The sequence below is a fragment of the Mycobacterium sp. THU-M104 genome (assembly GCF_049197365.1).
GTDB lineage: Bacteria > Actinomycetota > Actinomycetes > Mycobacteriales > Mycobacteriaceae > Mycobacterium.
On sequence record NZ_JBMIOP010000141.1, the window covers coordinates 1 to 1,217 of the forward strand.

Consider the following 1,217-nt stretch of genomic DNA (forward strand, 5'->3'; position numbering starts at 1 on the left):
GGTGACGTCGTAGCTCATCGCGTCGTCACTTGGCCGAGATCCGCACGCCGATCGCGGTCGTCACCACGTTGATGACGAACAGACAGATGAACGCGTAGACGACGGTTTCGTTGACGGCGTTGCCGACACCCTTGGGCCCCCCTTTGACGGTCAGGCCGCGGTAACACCCGACCAGCCCGGCCATCACGCCGAACAACAGCGCTTTGACTTCGGAAAGCACCAACTCGCGCAACCCGGTCAGCACGGTAAGGCCGTTGATGAAGGCGCCCGGGTTCACGCCCTGCAAGAAGACGGAGAACACATAACCACCGGACAAACCGATGGCGGCCACCAAACCGTTGAGCAACAGGGCGACCAGGGTCGACGCCAAAACCCTTGGTAAGACCAGCCTTTGGATCGGGTCGATGCCCAGCACCCGCATCGCGTCGATCTCCTCGCGGATGGTGCGGGCCCCCAGGTCGGCACAGATCGCGGTGGCGCCGGCGCCGGCCACGACGAGAACGGTCACCACCGGGCCGAGCTGGGTAATGGTGCCGAAAGCCGTTCCGGCGCCAGACAAGTCGGCCGCGCCGATTTCGCGCAGCAAGATGTTCAGCGTGAACGCCACCAGAACCGTGAAAGGGATGGACACCAGCAGGGTCGGTACCAGCGACACGCGGGCGATCATCCACGTCTGGTCCAGGAACTCACTGACTTGGAACGGCCTCCTGAAGACCGCACGCGCGGTGTCGATCGACATCTCGAAGAATCCCCCGACAGCGCGGGCGGGAACCGCAAGCTGCTGGATCAACCTGGTGCTCCCCTTCGCTGCGTGCGGCAAAGCCTGCGCGTCGCCTTTGCCCGCCCTTCGGTCACTCGCGGCTCGGGTGTGAGCCCGATCATATCTCCCGCTACTGCTCCATCAATCCGACGGCCGCGAAATTCTGCTCGGGATCACGCCCGGCAAAGTATTCTCCCAACGTCGTGCTGAGTTCGGCGGGGTTCCACGCCGGCCCGTCAGCGTTGAACCTGTGCTCGGCAGTGGGCGCCGACACGAGCGTCACCTGGCGACCGTAGACGATGAACACCTGACCGTTGACCTCCGCGGCCGCCGGCGACGACAGGAACTGGACCAGGGTGGCCACGTGATCCGGCGAGAGCGGATCGATCTGCCCTTCCGCTATCTCGGGGCCGGGGCCGAAGACGTCGGCCGTCATCGCCGTGCGCGCACGCGGGCA

Annotated in this window: 1 protein-coding gene and 1 pseudogene; both read right to left on the reverse strand. The window is 65.2% G+C overall.

Going from position 1 to position 1,217, the window contains the following annotated elements; translation table 11 throughout:
- Positions 1–25: 25 nt before the first annotated feature.
- Positions 26–790 (reverse strand): MlaE family ABC transporter permease, encoded by a 765-nt coding sequence (locus ACOJVU_RS11960; protein ID WP_421529970.1) that lies wholly within the window; start codon positions 788–790, stop codon positions 26–28.
- A gap of 100 nt (positions 791–890) precedes the next feature.
- A pseudogene (locus ACOJVU_RS11965) lies at positions 891–1,217 on the reverse strand (short chain dehydrogenase); the annotation flags it as partial.